This window comes from Pseudomonas sp. NMI542_15, assembly GCF_021283425.1.
Lineage (GTDB): Bacteria > Pseudomonadota > Gammaproteobacteria > Pseudomonadales > Pseudomonadaceae > Aquipseudomonas > Aquipseudomonas fortuita.
In genome coordinates this window covers 21,597-43,394 of the sequence record NZ_JAJSRO010000009.1, presented here as the reverse complement: position 1 = coordinate 43,394, position 21,798 = coordinate 21,597, and the positions used below count along the sequence as shown (strand labels likewise).

The following is a 21,798-nucleotide window of genomic DNA, read 5'->3' as shown; positions in this document are numbered from 1 at the left end:
ACCTCGGATTTAACCCTCACAAGTTTAAAAAAATCACTATTGAAACAATAGGTTAGGTTGCTTTCGAGTGATGTTACAGGCCATTTTTCCGCCAATTGCCGCCTTGTTGAACACTCGTTTAGTATCTCCCTCATCAAGCCCTCCCAAAACCATCACAACAACACCGAGGCCCCCCATGACCATTCCGTCGTCGTCACTGTTGAGCAAGGTCGAAGCCGGCGTTGCCTGGATCACCCTCAACCGCCCAGAGCAGCGCAACGCGCTGGACATCCCCACCCTCAAGCAACTGCACGCCTTGCTCGACAGCCACAACAGCGACCCGGCGGTACGCGTGGTGGTGCTCACCGGCAGTGGTCGCAGCTTCTGCGCCGGCGCCGACCTGGCCGAGTGGGCTGCTGCCCAAGCCGCGGGCACCCTGGAAAGCTACGGCTGGACCGAAACCGCCCACGCCCTGATGTTGCGCCTGCACAGCCTCGACAAGCCCACCCTCGCCGCCATCAACGGCACCGCTGTGGGCGGTGGCATGGACCTGAGCCTGTGCTGCGACCTGCGTGTCGCCGCCGCCTCTGCGCGTTTCAAGGCCGGCTACACCAGCATGGGCTACAGCCCCGATGCCGGCGCCAGCTGGCACCTGCCACGGTTGATCGGCAGCGAGCAGGCCAAGCGCTTGTTGTTTCTCGATGAACTGTGGGGGGCCGAGCGCGCCCTGGCGGCCGGGCTGGTGAGTGAAGTCTGCGCCGACGAACAACTGCCCGCCGTGGCTGCCGAGCTGGCCGGGCGCCTGGCCAATGGCCCAACGTTCGCCTACGCGCAGACCAAGCAGCTGATCCGCGATGGCGCCCGGCGCACCCTGGCCGAGCAGCTGGAAGCCGAGCGCCAGGCGGGCCTGCTGTGTGGCCGCAGCCAGGATGGCGCCGAGGCGCTGCAAGCCTCGGTAGAACGCCGCGCCCCCCGTTTTATCGGCCAGTAACCCGATACCGACCCTGATCAGGACCTTTGCAGATGAATTTCCAACTGACCCAAGAACAAGAAATGTTGGTGGAAGCGGTACGCAGCTTTGTTGCCAAGGAGTTGGCGCCCCATGAGGAAGCGGTGGACCGCGCCGATGCCGTGTCGCCAGAGCTGGCCGCACACATCCGTGGCAAGGCCATCGCCGCCGGGTTCTATGCCTTCAACATGCCCGAGGAAGTCGGCGGCGGTGGCCTGGACTACTTGTCCCAGGCGCTGATCGAACGTGAGCTGTCCAAGGTGTCCTGGGCGCTGCACGTGTTTGTCGCACGCCCGTCGAAAATCCTCATGGCCTGCAAGGACGAGCAGATCAACGACTACCTGCTGCCTTGCGTGCAGGGTGAAAAAACCGATTGCTTCGCCCTCACCGAACCGGGCGCCGGCTCCGATGCCAATGCCATCAAGACCCGCGCCGTGCGCCAGGGCGATGACTTTGTCATCAACGGCAGCAAACACTTCATCAGCCACGCCGGCCACGCCGATTTTGCCATTGTCTTCGCGGTCACCGACACCTACGAGCACAACGGGCGCAAGCGCAATGCGGTCACGGCGCTGCTGGTCGACCGCGGCACACCGGGCATGACCATCCGCCGCGGGCCTAAGTGCGTGAGCAACCGGGGCTACCACACCTACGAGCTGTTCTTCGACGACTGCCGGGTGCCGGCCAGCAATGTACTGGGCGAAGTCGGCAAGGGCTGGGAAGTGGCCAACGCCTGGCTGACCGCGGGCCGGGTCATGGTCGCCGCCAACTGCGTGGGCCAGGCCCAGCGTGCCCTGGACCTGTCGCTGCAGTGGGCCGCCGACCGCAAGCAGTTCGGCCAGGCCATCGGTAGCTACCAGGGCGTGTCGTTCAAGCTGGCCGACATGGCCACGCAGATTCGCGCGGCCGAAATGCTCACCCTGCACACTGCCTGGAAGATGGACCAGGGCAGCATGACCGACGGTGAAGCCGGCATGGCCAAGCTGTTTGCCAGCGAAGTACTGGGCAAGGTGGCCGACGAAGCCGTGCAGATCTTCGGCGGCATGGGCCTGATGGACGAAGGGCCGGTCGAGCGCATCTGGCGCAACGCGCGTATCGAGCGTATCTGGGAGGGCACCTCGGAAATCCAGCGGCACATCATCGCCCGCGAACTGCTGCGCCCGCTGTTGCGCTGAGCGCCAGGAGAACACCCATGTCGCAATCGATTCGTGACAACCTCAAGCGCCTGCTGGCGCCCCGGCACCTGGCCTTCGTTGGCGGGCGCAGCATGGCGCGGGCGCTCAAGCGCTGCGCCGAAGGTGGCTTTGGCGGCGAGCTGTGGCTGATCAACCCTCAGCATGAAAGCCTCGAAGGCATCCCCTGCGTGGCACACGTGGGCGACTTGCCCTATGCCCCGGACGCAGTGTTCATCGCCACCAACCGTGAGCTGACCTTGCAGTGCGTTGCCGAGCTGGCCGCGCGTGGCGCCGGTGGTGCCATCTGCTATGCCTCCGGCTTTGCCGAAAGCGGCGAAGAGGGCCGCCAGTTGCAGCAGCGCCTGCTCGCTGCGGCCGGCAACATGGCCCTGCTCGGCCCCAACTGCTATGGCCTGCTCGATTACCTGCACGGTGCCGCCCTGTGGCCGGTGGCCCACGGCGGCAAGCCGGTGGAGAAGGGCGTGGCGATCCTCACCCAGAGCGGCAACTTCGCCTACAACCTGTCCATGAGTGACCGCTCGCTGCCGGTGGCCTACATGGCCTCGGTCGGCAACCAGGCGCAACTGGGGGTGGCCGAGTTGATGGACGTCTTGCTCGACGACCCACGGGTAACGGCCATCGGGCTGCACCTGGAAGGCGTGAAGAACGTACCGGGTTTTGCACGCGCCGCTTACAAGGCATTGCAGCAGGGCACGCCGATCATTGCCCTGAAGACGGGTGTGTCGCAGATCGGCGCTGAACTGGCGCTCAGCCACACCAGCTCGTTGTCCGGCTCCGATGCTCTGTACGACAGCCTGTTCCAGCGCCTGGGCGTGATCCGCGTCAGCGGCCCGGTGAGCTTTGTCGAAACGCTCAAGGCCGCCGCTTGCGGGCGCTTGCCGGCAGAGGGCGAACTGATCGCGCTGGCCTGTTCAGGCGGCGATGCGGGCCTGATTGCCGATTATGCCGAACGCAACCATCTGCACCTGCCAAAGCTTGAACAAGGCCAAGTGACGGCACTGGCCGAAGTGCTGCCGGCCTATGCCAACCTGGTCAACCCACTGGATTTCACCACTGCCATCTGGGGCGATGAAGCTGCCCTGCAACGTATGCTCGACAGCACCCTGAGCGGCGCGGCCGATGCTGCCATGCTGGTGCTGGACTACCCGGCGGCCTTCACTGGCGAGCGCAAGGAGTGCGACTTGCTGCTGGCGCTTTACTGCGACGCGCTGGAGCGTCACGGCAAGATCGGTTTTGTCACCTCCGCCTTTCCGGAGCTGCTGCCTGCCAGTGCGCGTGAGCGCCTGCATGCCCGAGGCATCGCCGCCCTGCAGGGTGTGGAAGACGGCCTGGCGGCCTGGGGCCGCATCGTCGCTTACCAACGCAACCGTCAACGGTTGCTGGAGCAAGGCGAGGCTGCGCGGGTACCGCTGTGCCAACAAGCCGTCACGGGCGAAGGCCGTTTGCTGGACGAATGGCAAGCCAAGCAAGCCCTGCGCGCCTTCGGTTTGCCGGTGCCGGCAGGTGTGCTGAGTACGCCCGAGCGCGCTGTGGTGGATGCCGCCCGCGTAGGTTACCCGCTGGTACTGAAGGCGGTCAGCGCACAACTGCCGCACAAGACCGAAGCCGGTGCGGTGGCACTTAACCTGCGCGATGCCGCTGCCCTGGAGGCTGCACTGGTACAGATGCGCCAGCGTATCGCTGCCTATGCCCCACAGGTAGCGTTCGACCAGATACTGCTCGAACCCATGGCCGCGCCGCCACTGGCCGAGCTGATAGTGGGCATCAAACGTGAACACGACTTTGCCCTGGCGTTGGTAATCGGCGCCGGTGGCGTGCTGGTCGAACTGCTCAAGGACAGTGTCAGCCTGTTGCTGCCCACTACCGACAGCGCCATCCGCGCCGCGTTGCTGAGCCTGCGCAGCGCCAGCCTGCTGCAAGGTTTCCGTGGCCGGCCGGCCGCCGACCTGGACGCCTTGGTCGCAGCCATCCGCGCGGTAGCCGACTATGCCTGCGAAAACGCCGGGCAACTGCTGGAACTGGATGTGAACCCACTGATGGTCGGTGCCCACGGCACCCTCGCGGTCGACGCGCTGATCCGCCTCGGCCAAGCGCAAGGAGAACGACATGAATGACCTTACCCTGACTGCCGGCCAGGCACTGGTGCGCCTTTTGGCCAACTATGGCGTGCAGACCGTGTTCGGTATCCCGGGTGTGCACACCCTGGAGTTGTACCGCGGCCTGCCGGGCAGCGGTATCCGCCATGTGCTTACCCGCCATGAGCAGGGCGCCGGTTTCATGGCAGACGGCTATGCGCGGGTGAGCGGCAAGCCGGGCGTGTGCTTTGTCATCACCGGCCCGGGGGTGACCAACGCCGCCACCGCCATCGGCCAGGCCTATGCCGATTCCATTCCGATGCTGGTGATTTCCAGCGTCAACCATACCGCCAGCCTGGGCAAGGGCTGGGGCTGCCTGCACGAAACCCAGGACCAACGTGCCATGACCGCGCCGATCACCGCATTTTCGGCGGTGGCGTTGCGTGGCGACGACCTGCCCGAGCTGATTGCCCGTGCCTGGGCCGTCTTCGACAGTGAACGGCCGCGCCCGGTGCACATTTCGGTGCCGCTGGACGTGCTGGCCGCACCCGTCAGCCGTGACTGGAGCGATGAGGTGGCACGCCGCCCCGAGCGTGGCCAGCCGTGCCGCGAAACCCTCGACCAGGCTGCCCTGAAGCTGGCAGCGGCCAAGCGGCCAATGATCATCGCCGGTGGCGGTGCGCTGCACGCGGCTGAACAGCTGGCGCAGTTGAGCACCCGGCTGGCCGCACCAGTATTCACCAGCGTGGCCGGCAAGGGCCTGCTGCCGGCGCAGGCGCCATTGAATGCGGGTTCCAGCCTGTGCGTGGAGCCTGGTTGGCAGTTGATCAGCCAAGCCGATGTGGTGCTGGCAGTGGGCACCGAAATGGCCGACACCGACTTCTGGCGCGAGCGCCTGCCAATCACTGGCGAGCTGCTGCGGGTGGACATCGACCCACGCAAGTTCAACGACTTCTACCCCTGTGCCATTGCCTTGCCGGGAGATGCCCGGCAAACCCTGGCCGGCTTGCTCGAACACCTGCCAGCACTCGACCGGGACCCGGCTCAGGCCAGCGAAGCGGTCAGCCAGTTGCGCCAGGCCATCCGCACCGGGCATGCACCGTTGCAGGCCACGCATCAGGCCATTCTGGACCGCATCGCCGCCGTGCTGCCCGATGAGGCGTTCATCAGCAGCGACATGACCCAACTGGCCTACACCGGCAACTACGCTTTCGCCAGCCGGGCGCCGCGCAGCTGGCTGCACCCCACTGGCTACGGCACCCTTGGCTACGGCCTGCCGGCCGGCATCGGCGGCATGCTTGCCACCGGCCACCGCCCGGGCCTGGTGCTGGTGGGCGACGGTGGTTTTCTTTATACCGCCCAGGAGCTCGCCACTGCCGTGGAGGAGCTGGACCGGCCTTTGGTGGTGCTGCTGTGGAACAACGACGCCCTCGGCCAGATCCGCGATGACATGCTCGGCCTGAACATCGAGCCGGTCGGCGTGCTGCCGCGTAACCCGGACTTCATCGGCCTGGCCCGTGCCTTTGGTTGCGCGGTGCGCCAGCCGCGTGACCTGGACGCGCTGCAGGCCGACCTGGCCAGTGGTTTCGCCACCCCCGGCGTTACTTTCATCGAACTCAAACACACCTGCGTCTGTTAAGACGCGCACAACGACAAGAACAAGAGAAACCGACATGCCATTTCGCCGCACCCTGCTGGCCGCATCCCTGGCCCTGCTGATCACCGGTCAAGCCCCCCTGTATGCCGCACCTCCGCTGTCGATGGACAATGGCACCAACGCCCTGACCGTGCAGAACAGCAACGCCTGGGTCGAAGTCAGCGCCAGCGCCCTGCAACACAACATCCGCACCCTGCAGGCCGAGCTGGCTGGCAAGTCCAGGCTGTGCGCCGTGCTCAAGGCTGACGCCTATGGCCACGGTATCGGCCTGGTGATGCCGTCTATCATTGCCCAGGGCGTGCCCTGCGTGGCGGTGGCCAGCAACGAGGAGGCCCGCGTGGTCCGCGCCAGTGGCTTCACCGGGCAACTGGTGCGGGTACGCCTGGCCAGCCTCAGCGAGCTGGAAGATGCCTTGCAGTACGACATGGAAGAGCTGGTCGGCAGCGCCGAATTTGCCCGCCAGGTCGATGCCATCGCCGCACGCCACGGCAAGACCCTGCGCATACATATGGCGCTCAACTCCAGTGGCATGAGCCGCAACGGTGTGGAGATGGCGACCTGGTCCGGCCGTGGCGAAGCGCTGCAGATCACCGATCAGAAGCACCTCAAGCTGGTTGCGCTGATGACCCACTTCGCCGTCGAAGACAAGGACGATGTCCGCAAGGGCCTGGCGGCCTTCAACGAGCAGACCGATTGGTTGATCAAGCACGCGAAGCTCGACCGCAGCAAGCTCACCCTGCACGCCGCCAACTCGTTCGCTACCCTGGAGGTGCCGGAGGCGCGCCTGGACATGGTACGCACCGGCGGCGCGCTGTTCGGTGACACCGTGCCGGCGCGCACCGAGTACCAACGCGCCATGCAGTTCAAGTCGCACGTGGCGGCGGTGCACAGTTACCCGGCCGGCAACACCGTCGGCTACGACCGCACCTTCACCCTGGCCCGTGATTCGCGCCTGGCCAACATCACCGTCGGTTATTCCGATGGCTATCGCCGGGTGTTCACCAACAAGGGCCATGTGCTGATCAACGGCCACCGCATACCGGTGGTGGGCAAGGTGTCGATGAACACGCTGATGGTCGATGTCACCGACTTCCCGGACGTGAAGGGCGGCAACGAAGTGGTGCTGTTCGGCAAGCAGGCCGGGGGCGAAATCACCCAGGCCGAGATGGAAGAAATCAACGGCGCGCTGCTGGCCGACCTGTACACCGTGTGGGGCAGTTCCAACCCGAAGATCCTCGTCGACTGAAACCGCCAAAGAAGGGAGATTACCATGCGCTACGCCAAGCTCACCCAACGCATCGCCGGCGACGGGGCTGCGGCCTGGGACATCCACTACCGCGCCCTGGCGCTGCAGGCCGAAGGCAAGGACATCCTGCTGTTGTCGGTGGGTGACCCGGACTTCGACACCCCCGCGCCGATTGTCGAGGCGGCCATCGACAGCCTGCAGGCGGGTCACACCCATTACGCCGATGTACGCGGCAAGCTGGCCCTGCGCCAGGCCATTGCCAGGCGCCACCAGCAGCGTAGCGGTCAGGCCGTCGACGCCGACCAGGTGACGGTGCTGGCAGGGGCCCAGTGCGCGCTGTACTGCGTGGCCCAGTGCGTACTGGACCCAGGCGACGAGGTGCTTGTCGCCGAACCGATGTATGTGACCTATGAGGCGGTGTTCGGTGCCTGTGGGGCCAAGGTGGTGCCGGTGCCGGTCAAGCCGGAAAACGGCTTTCGGGTATGCCCGCAAGACGTGGCCGAGCGCATCACCCCGCGCACCCGCGCGCTGGCCTTGAACAGCCCGCACAACCCGTCGGGGGCAAGCCTGCCCCGTACTACCTGGGAAGCACTGGCCGAACTGTGCATCGCCCACGACCTGTGGCTGATCTCTGACGAGGTGTACAGCGAATTGCTGTACGAGGGCGAGCATGTCAGCCCTGCCAGCCTGCCGGGCATGGCCGAACGCACCGCCACCCTCAACAGCCTGTCGAAGTCCCATGCCATGACCGGCTGGCGGGTGGGCTGGGTAGTGGGTTCGGCCGAGCTGGCCGCCCACCTGGAAAACCTCGCCCTGTGCATGTTGTATGGCTCGCCCGATTTCATTCAGGACGCCGCTGTGGTGGCGCTGGAGCAGCCGTTGCCCGAGCTGGCCGCCATGCGCGAGGCCTACCGCCAGCGCCGTGACCTGGTGTGCGAACAGCTGGCCGGCTGCCCGGGCCTGAAGGCACTGAAGCCCGATGGTGGCATGTTCGTGATGGTTGATATCCGTGAGACCGGCGTAAGTGCCCAGGCCTTTGCCGACCGCCTGCTGGACCGCCAGGGCGTGTCGGTACTCGCCGGCGAAGCGTTCGGCCCCAGTGCTGCCGGGCATATCCGCCTGGGCCTGGTGCTGGGCGATGCGGCGCTGGTCGATGCCTGCCAGCGCATCGCCCGCTGTGCCGACGAGCTGAAACGGGAGTACGGCCATGCGTGAGTATGCGCGGCTGTACATCGATGGCGCCTGGCAGGTGCCGAGTGGGCAGGGTATGGCTGAGGTGATCGACCCGGCCACCGAGCAGGCCATTGGCCGGGTACCACTGGGTGGCGAGGCGGATGTCGAGCGGGCAGTGATGGCGGCGCGGCGGGCTTTCGCTGGCTGGTCGCGCACGCCGTCCAGTGTGCGTGCAGGGTACATCCAGGCGTTGGTGGTGCAGCTGAAATGCCACGCGGCGGAAATGGCCGGGGCCATTACCGACGAACTGGGCATGCCGGTGCAGTGGTGCCAGGCGGTGCAGGTCGAAGGCCCGATTGTGGGGCTTGCGCAGTACGCCGAACTGACCGGGTTGATGGATGAGGTGCGCGAAGTCGGCAATTCGATGGTGTACCGTGAGGCCGTTGGCGTGTGCGCTTTCATCAACCCATGGAATTACCCGCTGCACCAGATGATCGGCAAGCTGGCGCCGGCCTTGGCCGCCGGCTGCACGGTGGTGGTCAAGCCCAGCCAGGAAACGCCGTTGCACGCGTTTTTACTGGCCGAAATGATCGACGCCATCGGCCTGCCGGCCGGGGTGTTCAACCTGGTCAGCGGCCCGGGGGCAAAGGTGGGTGAGGCCCTGGCCCGGCACCCGCAGGTGGACATGGTGTCGTTCACCGGTTCAACCGGTGCCGGTGTCCGGGTGGCACAAGCGGCCGCGCCGACGGTGAAGCGGGTGTGCCTGGAGCTGGGTGGCAAATCACCGTTTCTGATTACCGCCGATGCCGACCTGCACGCTGCGGTGCGCCATGGCGTGCAGGACGTGATGATCAACTCGGGGCAGACCTGCACGGCACTGACCCGTATGCTGCTGCCGGCCAGCCGCTACGCCGAGGCGCTGGAAATCGCCGAGGCCGAAACCCGCGCACTGGTCATGGGCGACCCGCGTGACCCGGCCAGTTTTCTCGGGCCGATGTGTTCGGCAGGCCAGCGGCGCACGGTGCTCGACTACATTCGCCAGGGCCAGGAGGAGGGCGCGCGCTTGTTGTGCGGTGGTGATAGCGGCGGCTTCGAGCGCGGGTTCTACGTGGCGCCCACGTTGTTCGCCGACGTCGACAACCGCATGCGCATTGCCCAGGAAGAAATCTTCGGCCCGGTGCTGTGCCTGATCCCCTACGCCGACGAGGCCCAGGCGCTGGCGCTGGCCAATGACTCGCCGTTCGGCCTGTCCAGCGCGGTGTGGGCGGGCAGCCGCGAGCACGGCCTGGCGCTGGCGCGGCAGATTCGGGCCGGGCAGTGCTTCATCAACGGGGGCGGGTTCAACTACCGGGCGCCGTTTGGTGGCTACAAGCAGTCGGGCAACGGCCGCGAGTGGGGCGAAGAGGGCCTGGCGGAGTTCGTCGAGGTGAAAGCCGTACAGTGCTGAGCCACCGCTGCAAGACAACCTGTTTTGTGTAAGGAGAATGTTTGTGAATGTACTGATCATCCACGCTCACCCCGAGCCGCAATCGTTCACCGCTGCCCTGCGCGACCAGGCCGTGGAAACCTTCCGCGCCCAGGGCCACCAGGTGCAGGTCAGCGACCTGTACGCCATGGGCTGGAACCCGGTGGCCAGTGCCGATGACTTCACCCAGCGTGAGAACCCCGAGTACCTGGTGTATGCCCTGGAGCAGCGCCAGGGGGTCAAGCGCGGCGCCCTTGCCGAGGATATCCAGCAGGAGCTGGACAAGTTGTTGTGGGCCGACTTGCTGGTGCTGAACTTCCCGATCTTCTGGTTCTCGGCCCCGGCCATGCTCAAGGGCTGGATCGACCGGGTGCTGGTGTCGGGGGTGTGCTATGGCGGCAAGCGTTTCTACGACCAGGGCGGGTTGGCGGGCAAGAAGGCGCTGGTGACCGTGACCCTGGGCGGGCGCGAGCACATGTTTGGCGAAGGGGCGATTCATGGGCCGCTGGAAGACATGCTGCGGCCGATACTGCGGGGCACGCTGGCTTATGTGGGGCTTGAAGTGCTGCCGCCATTCGTGGCCTGGCATGTGCCGTATATCAGCGATGAGGCGCGCCAGGACTTTTTGCAGCAATACCGGCAGCGCCTGGAGCAGCTCTCGGACGACCAGCCATTGGTGTTCCCACGCCTGGCCCAGTTCGATGAGGCGCTTTACCCTCTATCTTGAGTCGTGCGCAGCCCCCTGTAGGAGCGGCCTTGTGTCGCGATGGGCTGCGCCGCAGCCCCAGGATCTGCGCCCCAGTACAAATTGTCGGGGCTGCTGTCGCAGCCCATCGCGACACAAGGCCGCTCCTACAAAAAAGCGCGCACTCAGCGAAGCACTAAAAACGACCACCCACACATTCGGGGTATGTTGCCCCTCGGCAAATCCCTCGATAGTGAACCCATCGGCTCGATCCGGAGCACTCACACGATGGAGTTGCCATGCGCAAGGTACTGAAGGTGATTGGTGGTCTGCTGCTGGCGTCTGGTGCCAGCCTGGCCCAGGCGACAGAGGTAGACAGCGCCAACACGCTACGGCTGTACAACTGGACCGACTACATCGGCGAAACCACCCTGGCCGACTTCGAGAAGGCCACCGGCATCAAGGTCATCTACGACACCTTCGACGGCTACGAAACGGTACAGACCAAACTGCTGACCGGCCGCTCCGGCTACGACCTGGTCATGCTCAACGCCTCGCTGGTCCCCCCGCTGATCAGCGCCGGCGTGTTCCAGGCACTGGACAAGCAGCAACTGCCCAGCTGGCAAAACCTCGATCAGCAGGTGGTCAACAACCTGCAGGGTTACGACCCTGGCATGAAGTACTCGGCGCCCTACACCTGGGGCAGCTCGGGGGTCACTTACAACGTCGACAAGATCACCGCGCGCATGCCCGATGCGCCGATCGGTTCGCTGGCCATGCTGTTCGACCCCAAGATCGTCTCGCGCTTCGCTGACTGCGGCGTGACCTTGATGGACGCGCCCACCGAGGTCATCCCGCTCGCCCTGCAGTACCTGGGCAAGGACCCGCGCAGCGCGTCGGCCGCCGACCTCAAGGCTGCCGAACAACTGCTGCTGGGCATCCGCCCCTACATTCGCAAGTTCGACTCGGTCAACTACCTCACCAGCCTGCCCAACGGCGATGTCTGCCTGGCGCTGACCTGGTCCGGTGACTACGCCACCGCCCAGGCCCGTGCGGTGGAAGCGAAGAAGGACATCAAACTGTCGTTCTTCATCCCCCAGGAAGGTTCGCTGATCTGGTTCGACAACCTGTACATCCCCAAGGATGCGCCGCACGCGGCCAACGCCCACCGCTTCATCGAGTTCCTGCTGCAGCCGCAGACCATGGCCAAGGTCACTGACTACATCCACTACGCCAACAGCAACGCCGCCGCCACCGCGCTGGTGCGTGACGATATCCGCCAGGACCCGGCCATCTACCCCGACGCACAAACCCGTGAGCGCCTGTTCGCGCAGAAAACCCAGAGCCCCAAGGATATGCGCGCCATCACCCGGGTCTGGAGCACGGTCAAGACCGGTTTCTGAACACTGCCCAAAAATTCTCGCCAAGGAGCTGCCCATGGCCACCCCAAGCAAAGCATTCGCTATCGCCCACGACCCGCTGGTGGAAGCCGACAAGGCCCACTACATGCACGGCTACCATGTGTTCGACGAGCACCGCGAGCAAGGCGCGCTGAACATCGTCGCCGGCGAGGGCGCCTACATTCGTGACAGCCACGGCAACCGTTTCCTCGATGCCGTCGGCGGCATGTGGTGCACCAACATCGGCCTGGGTCGCGAGGAAATGGCCCTGGCCATCGCCGACCAGGTGCGTCAGCTGGCGTATTCGAACCCGTTCTCCGACATGGCCAACGCTGTGGCCATCGAGCTGTGCCAGAAGCTTGCGCAGCTGGCACCGGGCGACCTGAACCACGTGTTCCTCACCACCGGCGGCTCGACTGCTGTCGACACCGCCTACCGGCTGATCCAGTACTACCAGAACTGCCGCGGCAAGCCACACAAGAAGCACATCATCGCCCGCTACAACGCCTACCACGGCTCTACTACCCTGACCATGTCGATTGGCAACAAGGCCGCCGACCGGGTGCCGGAGTTCGACTATCACCACGACCTGATCCACCACGTCTCCAACCCCAACCCGTACCGCGCCCCGCACGAAATGGACGAGGCCGAGTTCCTCGACTTCCTGGTGGCCGAGTTCGAGGACAAGATCCTGTCGCTGGGCGCCGACAACGTGGCCGCGTTCTTTGCCGAACCGATCATGGGCTCGGGCGGGGTGATCATCCCGCCCAAGGGCTACTTCCAGCGCATGTGGCAACTGTGCCAGACCTACGACATCCTGTTCGTCGCCGACGAGGTGGTGACCTCGTTCGGGCGCCTGGGCACCTTCTTCGCCAGTGAAGAACTGTTTGGCGTCACCCCCGATATCATCACCACCGCCAAGGGCCTGACCTCGGCCTATCTGCCGCTGGGCGCGTGTATCTTCTCCGAGCGTATCTGGGAAGTGATTGCCGAGCCGGGCAAGGGCCGCTGCTTCACCCATGGCTTTACCTACAGTGGTCACCCGGTGTGCTGTACAGCGGCGCTGAAGAACATCGAGATTATCGAGCGCGAGCAGCTGCTCGATCACGTCAAGGACGTGGGTGGCTACCTGGAGCAGCGCCTGCAAAGCCTGCGCGAGTTGCCGCTGGTGGGTGATGTGCGTTGCATCAAGCTGATGGCCTGCGTCGAGTTTGTCGCCGACAAAGCCAGCAAGGCGCTGTTCGCGGATGAGGTAAACATCGGCGAGCGCATCCACAGCAAGGCCCAGGCCCGCGGCTTGCTGGTGCGCCCGATCATGCACCTGAACGTGATGTCGCCACCGCTGATCATCACCCATGCGCAGGTGGACGAGATTGTCGAAACCTTGCGCCAGTGCATCCTCGAAACCGCGCGCGAACTCACGGCGCTTGGCCTGTACCAAGGCCGATGAACCTGGCGCAAAGGGCTGTGCGCGGGCGTACCCGGCAGGCTAGACTGCCGGGCATGACCCAGGCCACTCCCGACACCCCGCTTACCCTGACAATGGGCGCGCTGCAGCAATGGCATGCGGCGCTGCAGCGTGCTTTGGCCAATAGCGAAACGCCCGAGGCGTTGGAGTATGTGGCCGCTGCCATTGGCCAGCTGGTGCAGGTGGAATCGATGATGATCAGCCTTGAGTGCCAGGGGCGCGCGCCGCAGCTGCTCTACCAGCAGGGCATTCCCGAGCTGCACCGCGCTGCGGTGCTGGAGCGTTATTTCAGTGCCGGCTACTTGCTCGACCCGTTCTGCCTCGCCGTGCAAAGCGGCCTGGCCGAAGGCTTTTACCACCTGCAGGAAATCGCCCCGGACAACTTCTTCGACAGCGACTATTACAAGGCCTATTACCTGGGCACCGGTTGCAGCGAAGACAGCTACTACATCGTCGATCTCAGCGCTGGGCGCAAGCTGTCGCTGAGCCTGTTCCAGGGTTGCAGCGGCACGCCTCTGAGTGCCGGGCAGGTCGACTTGCTGCGGGCGCTGGAGCCGATGGTGCGGGAACTGTTGGGGCGTTATGCCCGGCATAACCTGGAGCCCGGCGCAGCATCGGCCGAACACGGCAGCCTGCAGGCAGCGTTCGACAGCTTTGGTTGCCAGGTGCTGACCGACCGTGAGCGGGAGGTGGCACACATGATCTTGCGCGGGCACTCGGTGAAGTCGACCGCGCTGGCGCTGGGCATCTCACCGGAGACGGTGCGCATGCACCGCAAGAACCTGTACCTGAAGCTGGAGATCAACTCGCAGTCCGAGTTGTTTGCACGGTTTATCGACTGGTTGCGCGGCGATCAGCTGAAAATCTAGAAGTTTTTGCGGTCCCTGTGGGAGCGGGCATGCCCGCTCCCACAGGGACCGCGTCAGTTTTGAAATTTCGGGTAGTTCACGAAGCGGCCAGGCGGGCCTCCAGCGCGGCGATGTGCGCCTGTAGCCGCTCATGCTCCTGGCGCTCGGCGCTGATGTCTTCGAACACGCTGATCAGGTGTTCCGGTTCGCCGCTGTCCCGGCGCTGCAGTGAGGTGCGGGCGCGTACCCAGATGTACTCGCCATTCTTGCGGCGCACGCGTTTTTCCACTTCGTAACGCTCGGTTTCACCGGCCAGCATGCGTTGCAGCAACTGCAGGTTCTGCGCCAGATCGTCAGCGTGGGTGATCTGCTGGAAGGTCATGCCGTAAAGCTCTTCGGCGCGGTAGCCCAGCAACTCGCACAGGCTGTTGTTGACCCGCTGCCAGGTGCCGTCCGGGTCGATGTAGGCCAGGGCGCCCCAGGCCAGCTCGAAGATTGCCCGGAAGCGTTCCTCGCTCTGGCTTAGCGCCTGCTGGGCCACTTGGCGTTCGGTGTTGTCCATGCTGATGCCGACCATCTTCACCGACCGCCCGGCGCTGTCGCGTACCACCGTGGCGCGGGAAGAAATCCAGCGCACTTCACCGTCCGGGCGGGCAATGCGGAAGTCACATTCACAGCCACCGCCGTCTGCCACCGCGTCGGCGTACATCAGCTGCATGCGCTGCACGTCTTCGTCGGGCAGGTGCTTCCAGAAGTCTTCGTTGTGCCGCACCGGCCAGCCATAGACCTGCTCGACGTTGGGCGAGTAGGTGACTTCGTCGCTGATCAGGTTCCATTCCCAGGTGACGATGCGTGCGCCTTCCTGGGCGAGCTTCATGCGCGTTTCGCTTTCCATGATCTCGGCGGTCAGGCGCCGACGCACATCCGTCATCGGCAGCTCGACCACCTGCGGTTGCTGGATGTTCTGCAGTGCTTCGTCGCCATAGCGCAACCAGATCCAGTTGACCTTGAGAAAGTCGGCCAGCTTGCGCAGGTTGTCGTAGTCGATCTCGCCGCCGCGGGTCCACTTGTGCACGGCGGTGCGCGAGATGCCCAAGGCCGTGCCCACGGCTTGCAGGGTCAGCTTGTGATGCTCGAGCAGTTCCTTGAGGCGGAAGGCGAAGCTGTTTTCCAACATCGGCAGCGTGTCCTGATCTGGGCCAAGAGCCTGCCAGTATACCCAAGCTGTCAACTTTTGGTTGACGGGTCCTCACGCTGCCTCTTTTGGGGAGAACCTTGTGCTGCCTGCACTGGCCTCATCGCCGGCACAGGCAACATCAGCCGGGCGGTTGTTAAAGGTCCAGCACCAGCCGCGCCGTACGGGCGCGGGAAACGCACAGCATGATGCTCTGCTGCGCCGCTTTCTCTTCATCGCTCAGGTACTGGTCGTAATGCTCGGCTTCACCCTCGAGGATGGCCGTCTCGCACGTACCGCACACACCTTCGCGGCACAGGCACTCGACCTTGGCAGCCTTGGACTTCTCGATGGCTTGCAGAATGGTCATGCCTTCTTCCACCTGCAGTTCCACGCCCGATTGCGCCAGCACCACGGTAAAGGCACTGCCGGTGACCGGGGTGGCGGCAAACTGTTCCCAATGCACGCGCTGCTCGGCAATGCCGGCCTTGGCGGCGCAGGCGATGACCGCATCGATCAGCGGTTTTGGTCCGCACACGTACAGGTGCGCTTGCTCGTCCAGCCCCGCGCACAGGGCGGCCAGGTCAAGCTTGCGGTCGAGGCTGTCGATGTAGAACTGGGTGCGTGCAGCGTGCGGGCCGTTGGCCAACTGGTCCTGGAACGCGCCGTGCTCTGGCGCGCGGAAAGCATAGTGCAGCTCGTAGTCGGCGCTGCCGCCTTCCAGCTCATGCAGTTGCGCCAGGAACGGGGTAATGCCGATGCCGCCGGCAATCAGCACGTGCCGGCCGGCCGAAGGGTCCAGGGCGAAGAGGTTGTTGGGCGAGGAGATGGTCAGGCGGGTGCCGACTTCCACCTGTTGGTGCATGAACGCCGAGCCCCCCTTGGACTGTTCTTCCAGGCGCACGCCGATCTGGTAGCTGCGGGTGTCACGCGGGTCGCTCATCAACGAGTAGGCGTTACTGAACTGGTTGCCGTCAGCGCCTTGCATCTGCACGATGACGTGGCTGCCGCCGGTGAAGGCGGGCATCGCCGCGCCGTCTTCGCGGGCCAGGGTAAAGCGCTTGATCAGCGGTGTGGCGTGTTCCACGTCGGTCACGCGCACGCTGAACATTTCATAAGTGTTGGCCATGGTTCACCTCGACTGCCTGGGTGCGCGGCAGGCCCTGCCGCGCACCTTTACGTGCCAATAAACGTGGAGCGGTTGCCATCAATCGTCGAGGTGGGCCACGGCGATCAGGTTGTGGAAGTGGGCAATGCCGTGTTCGCTCATGCCACTGCGCTCGCGGTCGGCCATGATGCGGCCCTGGCCACGGTAGCCACGCGACTTCAGGCCCTTCTGCACGCTTTCGACCAGGCGCAGGTCTTCTGGGCGGAACACTTCGCGGTACCAGTCGATCAACTTCTGCTGCTCTTCGGTGATGTCCTTGTTCAGGAAGTAGATGTCGTAGTGCTGCAGGGTGGTTTCGGCATCGACCGGGAACTCATAGATCACGGTCATGAAGTTGGCCCCTGGCGGCACGTTGAACATGGTGCACGGCCAGGCCCAGAAGCCGGCGAACGACGGGTCTTTCACGGTTTCGTCGAACTTGAACGACTGCTCCGAAGGCTTGGCCAGGCCATATTGCAGGGTCCAGTTACCGTGCATGGTGTGGCTGTACTGGCCGACGTCGACCGAGTCGGAGAAGCCTGGATGCGCCGGGGCGCAGTGGTAGCATTCCAGGTAGTTGTCGACGATCGACTTCCAGTTGGCCGGGGTGTCACTGACGAAGCGCGCCGCCAGGTGCAGGTCGTCGATGACCGCGCAGGCTTCACGCATGCGTGCTTGCATGCCTGGCAGCTGATCTTCGACGGAGCCGGCCTCCATGTCCATGTTGATGAAGATGAAGCCGGCGTATTCCTCGACGCGCAGCTGCACCAGGGTGGAGTTCTCTTTGTCGAAGTTGACCACGTTGTCGCAATTGCGGGCGTGGGCCAGTTCGCCGTCGAGTTTGAAGGTCCAGGCGTGGTACGGGCAGGTGATGACGTTTTTGGCCTTGCCGCTACCGCTGAGCAGCTGGTGGCCACGGTGCGGGCAGACGTTGTAGAACGCACGCAGCACGCTGTCACGGCCGCGTACGACGATGATGCTTTCGCCGATCACTTCGCGGGTGATGTAGGCATTGTTGTCTGCCACTTCGCTGCGGTGGCCCACGCAGATCCAGCTGCGGGCGAAGATGGCTTCTTTCTCGTGTTCGAACACTGCGGCCTTGGTGTAGAAATTGGCCGGGATGGTGAAGGCCTCGTCGGCGTTCGCACAGAAATCGGCGGGCAGGCGTTTGAAGTCGTTCATGACAGGTTTCTCACAAGCTCGGTTTATAGTTGTTGGTTAACGCGTACCTGCCGGTTAACAGGCCAGGCAAAAAAAATTGCAGACAGCAAGGGGGCTGCTAGGCAGCCCATCGCGGGCAAGCTCGCTCTTACAGGGTTAATCAGTGCACCGCAGCTGCACTGCGCGGGGCGTGTTCGGCAGGGGCTTCACCGGCCATCCGTGCTGCCTCTTCCTCGATGACGTGGGCCGGTACCTGGCCGTAGTCGGCGATCATCCACTTGAAAAAGCCATAGATCTTCACCAGCAGAATCACCATGAACGGGATTGCAGTGAGCACCACGGCGGTCTTCATGGTCGACAGCGAGGCCTTGGCGAACAGCATGGCCAGTGGCACCAGGGTCAGCACCACGCACCAGAACAGGCGGTGGGTGGGTGTCGGGTCGTCACCTTCACGCAGGTTGCGGGTGCTGGTGGCAGCCACCGCATAGGCCGCGGCATCCATGTGCGAGGCACAGAAGATGGCCATGATGAACAGGTACACACCGAGGAACACCTGGCCCCACGGCAAGGCCAGCAGCAGGTGCGTCACGGCCGATTCGCCGCCTTGTTCGGCGAGCATTTTCGGTACATCCACGGCGCCGGTGATGAACTGGTGCATGCTGTAGCTTTCCAGCGCGCCGAAGAAGAACCAGCAACCGAAACTGCCGCCCAGCAGCAGGGCCAGGACCACTTCCTTGATCTGCCGACCGCGCGAAACGCGGGTGACGAACATGGCCACACCCGGGGCGTACGACACCCACCACAGCCAGTAGAATACTGTCCAGTTGCGGGTGAAGGCGCCGTCGCCCGCCGGGTCGGTGAACAGGCTCATGTGCACGTAGTTCTGGATCATCAGGCCAATCGAGTTGGCGGTGTTGTTGAGGGTGAACTGGGTCGGGCCCACCAGCAGGACGACAGCGGCAAACACCAGCGCGCCGATGCACACCATCTTGCTCAGGCGCTGCAGGCCACCATCGATACCGATGTAAGAGCTGAGCGAGAACATCACTGCGACGCCACCGATCACCATCAATTGCACGGTGAAGGTATCCGGGGTGCCGGTCAGGTCATGCAGGCCGCGGGTCAGGGTCGAGGCGGTGAGGGCCAGCGACACAGTCAGTGCGCCCATCATGGTCAGCAGGAAGATCAGGTCGACGCTCCGGCCTACCGGCCCGGTGGCCTTGAAGCCCGTCACCGCTTCGATAACCGAAGCCAGGTTCAGGCCGCTCTTCTTGCGTACATGGAAGTGGTAGGCCATGGCCAGTGATGCCAGGGCGTAGATCGACCAGGCGCTGATGCCCCAGTGGAAGAACGAGTAGCCCACGCTGTACTCGAGTGCCTTGGGGGTGGCAGCAGCGATGTTCAGGCCTGGGGTCTGGTAGTAGTAGGCCCATTCCATCACGCCCCAGTAGAGGGTCGACGAACCCATGCCGGCACAGATGAACATGAACACCCAGGTGGCGGTGGCATATTCAGGCTTGCCACTGCCCAGGCGGATGTTGCCGTACTTGCTGAAGGCCAGGTACAGCACGGCCAGGGTACTGCCAAACACCAGCACCTGCACGCTGGTACCGAAGGTGCGGGTGGACAGCTCGAACAACTGGTTGGCGGCGCTTTCAGCCTGGGCGGGGAAGGCTGCAAGGCCGATCACGGTGAGCAATACGGCGATCAGGCTCACGGTAATCAGGAACACATCAATCTTTTTATTCTTGTGCGACATCATCGTCTCCTGGACGTTGGCGTACTTGTTATACCCGGCAGGCATCCGGGGTGTTGCGGTACCACTCCTTCCTTGGCCGTTAACCAGTGGTTAACCAATATCTAATGGTTAACAGATTTTGCATACAATCCACGTCGCTCGCAAGAGGCAAAGGGCCGATTGTCAGACACTTCTGACAATCGGCCCGGGTGTTATCAGGCTTCGATCAGCGCGGTGATGGCCTGGCCCACCTGCTGGGTAGACTGCTGGCCACCCATGTCGCGGGTCACGTCACCGGCGGCGATGACCTGCTCGATGGCTTTGAGGATGTCGTCGTGGGCGGCGCGGTAGCGTGGGTCGGCGCCTTCGTTGCCGAGGAAGTCGAGCATCAGTGCACCGGACCAGATCATCGCGATCGGGTTGGCGATGTTCTTGCCGTAGATGTCTGGCGCCGAGCCGTGCACCGGCTCGAACAGCGACGGGAATTTGCGTTCGGGGTTCAGGTTGGCCGAAGGCGCGATGCCGATGGTGCCGGCGCACGCCGGGCCCAGGTCGGACAGGATATCGCCGAACAGGTTCGAGGCCACGACCACGTCGAAGCGGTCCGGTTGCAGTACAAAGCGGGCGCAGAGGATATCAATGTGCTGCTTGTCCCAGCTGATTTCCGGATAATTGGCTGCCATTGCTGCGGTGCGCTCGTCCCAGTACGGCATGCTCACGGCCATGCCGTTGGACTTGGTGGCCGAGGTGACGTGCTTGCGCTCGCGGGTCTGGGCCACCTCGAAGGCGTACTTGAGAATGCGGTCGACGCCACGGCGGGTGAACACCGATTCCTGCAGCACAAACTCGTTTTCGGTGCCTTCGAACATGCGCCCGCCCAGCGACGAGTACTCGCCTTCGGTGTTTTCGCGGATGACCACGAAGTCGATATCGCCGGGTTCACGACCCGCCAGCGGGCAGGGTACGCCGGGGAACAGGCGCACCGGGCGAATGTTCACGTACTGGTCGAAGTCGCGGCGGAACTTGAGCAGCGAACCCCACAGCGAGATGTGGTCCGGCACTTTGTCTGGCCAGCCTACGGCACCAAAGTACAGGGCGTCGAAACCTTTGAGCTGTTCGAACCAGTCATCCGGCATCATCTTGCCGTGGGCCAGGTAGTAGTCGCAGCTGGCCCACTCGAAGAACTCGAAACTGATGTCCAGGCCGTGCTTGCGCGCGGCGGCCTCGACGACCCGAATGCCTTCCGGCAGTACTTCGTTGCCGATGCCGTCGCCTGGGATTGCCGCGATTCTGAACGTCTTGCTCATGGGGTGCACTCGTTGTCTAGGGAACAGGTGCTGGTCATGCTATAAGGGCTTGAGCCGGAGATAATCTCGCCAATCATGGATTCTTGGAACACGATACGTGAATAATCTGCCCAACCTCGACGACCTCAATATCTTCCTGCAAGTGGCCAAGCGCGCCAGCTTTGCGGCTGTGGCCGATGAGCTGGGCATGTCGGCGGCGTATATCAGCAAACGCATCCGCATGCTCGAGCAAACACTGGAAGTGCGCTTGTTGCACCGCACCACGCGGCGGGTGACGGTGAGTGAGGAAGGGGAGCGGGTGTATCAGTGGGCTTTGCAGATATTCGATGCCGTACAGCGCATGGGTGATGACATCAGCGCCCAGCACCGCGAGCCGGCCGGGCAGTTGCGCATCGCCAGCAGCCTGGGGCTGGGGCGGCGCTTCGTGGCGCCGGCTTTGTCGGAGCTGGCCGAGCGCTACCCGCGGCTGGACATTCGCCTGGATGTGCACGATCGCCTGGTGGACCTGATCGCCGAAGGTGTCGACCTGGACATCCGCGTGGGCAACGCCATTGCCCCCAACCTGATCGCCAAGCCGCTGGCGCGTAACCGCCGGGTGCTCTGTGCTGCGCCGGCTTACCTGGCGCGGCGGGGTTCGCCCAAGGTGCTGGGCGACCTGGGCAGCCACGACTGCCTGGTGATCAAGGAACGTGACCACCCGTTTGGTGTGTGGCAACTGATGGGGCCGATGGGTGAAGAAAGCGTGCGTGTGACGGGCGGCCTGTCGACCAACCATGGTGAAGTGGCGCACCAGTGGTGCCTGGATGGCCGAGGGATACTGCTGCGTTCATGGTGGGATGTGCATGACAGCCTGCAGGACGGGCGCCTGGTGCAGGTGCTGGAGGCCTATCACCAGCCGGCGGATATCTGGGCGGTATACACCTCGCCGCTGGCCAGCTCGGCCAAGGTGCGGGTGGCGGTGGACTTTTTCCGGCAGTACTTTGCCGAGCGCTACAGCTTGCCGGAGTAGGCCGAACCCAGATCATGTGCGCTCCGCTTTTGATTTTTTATGGGATCAACTGTCTTGCACC

17 protein-coding genes are annotated in these 21,798 nt (G+C 64.1%); 12 read left to right on the top strand and 5 right to left on the bottom strand.

Features of this window, described 5'->3' with window-relative positions; translation table 11 throughout:
* Window positions 1–175 precede the first annotated feature (175 nt).
* From LU684_RS14730 to LU684_RS14680, 11 genes are all read left to right on the top strand, one after another.
* Window positions 176–970 (top strand): enoyl-CoA hydratase/isomerase family protein, encoded by a 795-nt coding sequence (locus LU684_RS14730; protein ID WP_232894768.1) that lies wholly within the window; start codon window positions 176–178, stop codon window positions 968–970.
* Between the two features lie 32 nt (window positions 971–1,002).
* A complete protein-coding gene (locus LU684_RS14725; RefSeq protein WP_232894767.1) occupies window positions 1,003–2,163 on the top strand; it encodes an acyl-CoA dehydrogenase family protein in 1,161 nt (386 codons plus the stop codon).
* A 17-nt stretch (window positions 2,164–2,180) separates the two neighbouring features.
* Window positions 2,181–4,298, top strand: a complete 2,118-nt coding sequence (locus tag LU684_RS14720; RefSeq protein ID WP_232894766.1) for an acetate--CoA ligase family protein — start codon at window positions 2,181–2,183, stop codon at window positions 4,296–4,298.
* Complete coding sequence (locus LU684_RS14715) at window positions 4,291–5,898, top strand: 5-guanidino-2-oxopentanoate decarboxylase (protein WP_232894765.1); 1,608 nt, start codon at window positions 4,291–4,293, stop codon at window positions 5,896–5,898. The genes LU684_RS14720 and LU684_RS14715 overlap by 8 nt, the downstream gene beginning before the upstream one ends.
* 34 nt (window positions 5,899–5,932) lie before the next feature.
* Window positions 5,933–7,162 carry an alanine racemase gene (gene alr, locus LU684_RS14710; protein ID WP_016487566.1) on the top strand — a complete coding sequence of 410 codons (1,230 nt, stop codon included), beginning with the start codon at window positions 5,933–5,935 and terminating at the stop codon, window positions 7,160–7,162.
* Between the two features lie 24 nt (window positions 7,163–7,186).
* Window positions 7,187–8,377: a pyridoxal phosphate-dependent aminotransferase gene (locus tag LU684_RS14705; RefSeq protein ID WP_095115448.1), complete on the top strand. Its 1,191-nt coding sequence runs from the start codon at window positions 7,187–7,189 to the stop codon at window positions 8,375–8,377.
* Window positions 8,370–9,782, top strand: a complete 1,413-nt coding sequence (locus tag LU684_RS14700) for an aldehyde dehydrogenase family protein (RefSeq protein WP_210668716.1) — start codon at window positions 8,370–8,372, stop codon at window positions 9,780–9,782. Before LU684_RS14705 ends, LU684_RS14700 begins: the two co-directional genes overlap by 8 nt.
* A gap of 43 nt (window positions 9,783–9,825) precedes the next feature.
* A complete protein-coding gene (locus LU684_RS14695; RefSeq protein WP_033731667.1) occupies window positions 9,826–10,527 on the top strand; it encodes an NAD(P)H-dependent oxidoreductase in 702 nt (233 codons plus the stop codon).
* A 257-nt stretch (window positions 10,528–10,784) separates the two neighbouring features.
* Window positions 10,785–11,888 carry a polyamine ABC transporter substrate-binding protein gene (locus LU684_RS14690; protein ID WP_232894764.1) on the top strand — a complete coding sequence of 368 codons (1,104 nt, stop codon included), beginning with the start codon at window positions 10,785–10,787 and terminating at the stop codon, window positions 11,886–11,888.
* Between the two features lie 34 nt (window positions 11,889–11,922).
* Window positions 11,923–13,335, top strand: a complete 1,413-nt coding sequence (locus LU684_RS14685) for an aminotransferase (protein WP_232894763.1) — start codon at window positions 11,923–11,925, stop codon at window positions 13,333–13,335.
* A gap of 53 nt (window positions 13,336–13,388) precedes the next feature.
* On the top strand, window positions 13,389–14,222 hold the full coding sequence (locus LU684_RS14680) for a helix-turn-helix transcriptional regulator (protein ID WP_016487560.1): 834 nt from the start codon (window positions 13,389–13,391) through the stop codon (window positions 14,220–14,222).
* A 76-nt stretch (window positions 14,223–14,298) separates the two neighbouring features.
* Here LU684_RS14680 and LU684_RS14675 read toward each other — a convergent pair whose 3' ends face one another.
* The 5 genes from LU684_RS14675 to LU684_RS14655 all read right to left on the bottom strand — a co-directional run bounded on the left by LU684_RS14675 (window position 14,299) and on the right by LU684_RS14655 (window position 20,728).
* Entirely contained in the window at window positions 14,299–15,378 is a 1,080-nt protein-coding gene (locus LU684_RS14675) for a helix-turn-helix domain-containing protein (protein ID WP_016487559.1), read from the bottom strand.
* 154 nt (window positions 15,379–15,532) lie between these two features.
* Window positions 15,533–16,504 carry a PDR/VanB family oxidoreductase gene (locus tag LU684_RS14670; RefSeq protein WP_016487558.1) on the bottom strand — a complete coding sequence of 324 codons (972 nt, stop codon included), beginning with the start codon at window positions 16,502–16,504 and terminating at the stop codon, window positions 15,533–15,535.
* Window positions 16,505–16,582: 78 nt separating this feature from the next.
* On the bottom strand, window positions 16,583–17,704 hold the full coding sequence (locus LU684_RS14665) for an aromatic ring-hydroxylating oxygenase subunit alpha (protein WP_060517370.1): 1,122 nt from the start codon (window positions 17,702–17,704) through the stop codon (window positions 16,583–16,585).
* Between the two features lie 139 nt (window positions 17,705–17,843).
* A complete protein-coding gene (locus LU684_RS14660; protein WP_102690028.1) occupies window positions 17,844–19,442 on the bottom strand; it encodes a BCCT family transporter in 1,599 nt (532 codons plus the stop codon).
* 194 nt (window positions 19,443–19,636) lie between these two features.
* The gene (locus LU684_RS14655; RefSeq protein ID WP_016487555.1) at window positions 19,637–20,728 is read right to left on the bottom strand and encodes a tartrate dehydrogenase; all 1,092 of its coding nucleotides are present in this window, start codon (window positions 20,726–20,728) and stop codon (window positions 19,637–19,639) included.
* A 97-nt stretch (window positions 20,729–20,825) separates the two neighbouring features.
* Here LU684_RS14655 and LU684_RS14650 point away from each other — a divergent pair, with 97 nt between their 5' ends.
* Window positions 20,826–21,737 (top strand): LysR substrate-binding domain-containing protein, encoded by a 912-nt coding sequence (locus LU684_RS14650; RefSeq protein ID WP_016487554.1) that lies wholly within the window; start codon window positions 20,826–20,828, stop codon window positions 21,735–21,737.
* The last annotated feature ends 61 nt before the right edge of the window (window positions 21,738–21,798 follow it).

Bases quoted from the DNA above. Each gene is read 5' to 3' on its own strand.
- LU684_RS14730 (WP_232894768.1), top strand. From the start codon at position 176: ATGACCATTCCGTCGTCGTCACTGTTGAGCAAGGTCGAAGCCGGCGTT.
- LU684_RS14675 (WP_016487559.1), bottom strand. From the start codon at position 15,378: ATGTTGGAAAACAGCTTCGCCTTCCGCCTCAAGGAACTGCTCGAGCAT.
- LU684_RS14665 (WP_060517370.1), bottom strand. From the start codon at position 17,704: ATGAACGACTTCAAACGCCTGCCCGCCGATTTCTGTGCGAACGCCGAC.
- LU684_RS14700 (WP_210668716.1), top strand. From the start codon at position 8,370: ATGCGTGAGTATGCGCGGCTGTACATCGATGGCGCCTGGCAGGTGCCG.
- LU684_RS14705 (WP_095115448.1), top strand. From the start codon at position 7,187: ATGCGCTACGCCAAGCTCACCCAACGCATCGCCGGCGACGGGGCTGCG.
- LU684_RS14725 (WP_232894767.1), top strand. From the start codon at position 1,003: ATGAATTTCCAACTGACCCAAGAACAAGAAATGTTGGTGGAAGCGGTA.
- LU684_RS14715 (WP_232894765.1), top strand. From the start codon at position 4,291: ATGAATGACCTTACCCTGACTGCCGGCCAGGCACTGGTGCGCCTTTTG.
- LU684_RS14670 (WP_016487558.1), bottom strand. From the start codon at position 16,504: ATGGCCAACACTTATGAAATGTTCAGCGTGCGCGTGACCGACGTGGAA.
- alr (WP_016487566.1), top strand. From the start codon at position 5,933: ATGCCATTTCGCCGCACCCTGCTGGCCGCATCCCTGGCCCTGCTGATC.
- LU684_RS14720 (WP_232894766.1), top strand. From the start codon at position 2,181: ATGTCGCAATCGATTCGTGACAACCTCAAGCGCCTGCTGGCGCCCCGG.
- LU684_RS14660 (WP_102690028.1), bottom strand. From the start codon at position 19,442: ATGTCGCACAAGAATAAAAAGATTGATGTGTTCCTGATTACCGTGAGC.
- LU684_RS14690 (WP_232894764.1), top strand. From the start codon at position 10,785: ATGCGCAAGGTACTGAAGGTGATTGGTGGTCTGCTGCTGGCGTCTGGT.
- LU684_RS14685 (WP_232894763.1), top strand. From the start codon at position 11,923: ATGGCCACCCCAAGCAAAGCATTCGCTATCGCCCACGACCCGCTGGTG.
- LU684_RS14655 (WP_016487555.1), bottom strand. From the start codon at position 20,728: ATGAGCAAGACGTTCAGAATCGCGGCAATCCCAGGCGACGGCATCGGC.
- LU684_RS14680 (WP_016487560.1), top strand. From the start codon at position 13,389: ATGACCCAGGCCACTCCCGACACCCCGCTTACCCTGACAATGGGCGCG.